Source organism: Psychrobacter sp. 1U2 (genome assembly GCF_051847575.1).
Genome location: NZ_JBPYDC010000982.1, coordinates 1 through 750, shown reverse-complemented (window position 1 = coordinate 750; position 750 = coordinate 1). Strand labels below are relative to the sequence as shown.

Below are 750 nucleotides of genomic sequence, written 5' to 3'. Positions count from 1 at the left end.
TAATCCATTACCCAGTAGTATCCGATAACTTACTATCTAATCAATCGAGTCATTAAAACGCATTCATTTAGTAAAAGATTTGAAGCATAATTATATTGGTCTTGTAAACAAAGTCGATTTAACGTCAGCTAACCAATATCACTTCAGCTATAGTCCAAAATTGAACATTCGGTTTATACATAAGTATACATAAATGATAAGCTAAACGAACAATAAAAAACATTTAAGCAACTGAAAACAATAATAACATAAAATATATATTTATATACGTAAAAATATATTTTATATGCCCACTCGTCTGTATTTTAACACCGTTCATCGGCAATATATTAATATTTACGGATATATAAATATATTTTTCTATATTTTGATATCAGTAAACTTATTTTTTATGTTTTTGTAGCATTACCAACGCCTACCAATTAGGCACACCAAATAAATCGTTATTGAAAATTGTTGTCAAAACAGTCATTGTAAATGGTAATAATTATCGTTATTATAAACAATACTAACTAGCTATAGTGATAGGAGCAAACTATGTATGTATGTATCTGTAACGATGTAAAAGAGAAGCAAATTCAAGCGGCTATCGCTTCAGGAGTCGATACCCTTGAGGGTTTAAAAGACTCTCTTGATGTTGCTACTTGTTGTGGATGCTGTGAACCCATGGTGAATGACTATTTAAACGAGCATCATGCCAAACTCGATATATTGGCTTATGCGGTTTAAATGATGCAATTGTTATGCCAA

At 30.3% G+C, this 750-nt stretch carries 1 protein-coding gene; it reads left to right on the top strand.

The window, feature by feature from the left end:
• Window positions 1-537: 537 nt before the first annotated feature.
• Window positions 538-729, top strand: a complete 192-nt coding sequence (locus ACS8FD_RS19900) for a (2Fe-2S)-binding protein (protein ID WP_299220789.1) — start codon at window positions 538-540, stop codon at window positions 727-729.
• Window positions 730-750 lie beyond the last annotated feature (21 nt).